Raw genomic sequence first — 868 nt, forward strand, 5'->3', positions numbered from 1 at the left:
GAGCGGAAGCGGGAGTGGGCGGGCGAGTGGCGAGCCCGCGGTACGCGCGTGCGCGGCGTCAGGCCGCCGGGCCTCCGATCGTGCGGCCGTTGCCCAGCGGCCAGCGGGTCGACCAGGACGCGATGTCCTCGTCGGGGACGCCGGCGGTCCACAGGACGGACTGGCGCAGCAGCTGCCGGAACCAGGGATTGCCCCAGGCACGGGAGTCGTGGCCGAGGGCCGTGTAGCAGACCCGGCCGGCTCCGTGGGTCCGTGCGTAGGCGACGGGTTCGGGTCCCCGTGGTGTGTCCCGCTCGGCGAGGACGTCGACCCGGTCGTCGCGGTCGATCAGGTAGTACTCGTCGTCGATCGCGAAGTCCCCGAGATGGCGGGTGACGGGGTGGCCGGGGTGGACGCGTACGTCGAAGCGGCCCTCGGAGCCCGCGTCGCCGTGCGAGAGGTACCGCGAGCCGACGAGGTCGATGGCGGTCCTGTCGGCCTCGGGGCCTCCCGGGCCGAGGCCGAAGAGGTTGCTCGCGTGGACGACGACGAGTCCCTTGCCCGCGTGGACCAGGTCGGAGAGCGCCCGCTGCTGGGGCGCGTCGAACCGGGGGCCGGAGAGGTAGAGCACATAGACGTCGGCCTCGGCGGTCGCGGGCATCGGGTCGATGAACCGGTTGACGCCGACGCCGCGTGCGGCAGGGACGCCTGCCTCGGTGACGATCTCCTGGAGCGCCAGGGCGGCGCCGATCAGGTCGTGGTGGAGGTCGGTTCCGTCGACCAGGACCAGAGCGGAAGGGACGGCTCGCAGCTTCAAGGGTTCTACCTCCGATGGGTACGCGTACGGGCAGGTGGCGCGGCCGGTGGCAGGTCGCCGGCCGCCGGAGAG

General features: G+C 73.3%; 1 protein-coding gene. It reads right to left on the reverse strand.

Going from position 1 to position 868, the window contains the following annotated elements:
- Window positions 1–58: 58 nt before the first annotated feature.
- On the reverse strand, window positions 59–796 hold the full coding sequence (locus LCE31_RS39980) for a ThuA domain-containing protein (protein ID WP_225023225.1): 738 nt from the start codon (window positions 794–796) through the stop codon (window positions 59–61).
- Window positions 797–868: the final 72 nt, after the last annotated feature.

This window comes from Streptomyces sp. 8L (assembly GCF_020176795.1).
Classification (GTDB): domain Bacteria; phylum Actinomycetota; class Actinomycetes; order Streptomycetales; family Streptomycetaceae; genus Streptomyces.